Raw genomic sequence first — 237 nt, forward strand, 5'->3', positions numbered from 1 at the left:
GGCCTGGGCGGAGAGCACTTCCGGCGCCGAATTGGCGGTAGTGCCGCTGATCAGCGCATTGTTCGCCGCAAGCTCGCCGCTGGCGGCGCCGCGGGTCGAGCTGGCCTGGGCCACGCCGGCCCGCGCCAGCTCCAGATTGGCCCTGGCCGAGGAGAAGGCGTTGGTCGCCGAAGTGAGCTCCTCGCCCGACACCGCACCATTGGGGGCGAGGCGCTGGCGCCGGGCGAGGTCCACCCG

1 pseudogene is annotated in these 237 nt (G+C 73.8%); it reads right to left on the reverse strand.

From position 1 onward, the window contains the following. Positions 1-237, reverse strand: a pseudogene (locus tag RVY79_RS21505) (hypothetical protein); the annotation flags it as partial.

Source organism: Chromohalobacter sp. HP20-39 (assembly GCF_033052815.1).
Taxonomy (GTDB): Bacteria; Pseudomonadota; Gammaproteobacteria; order Pseudomonadales; family Halomonadaceae; genus Chromohalobacter.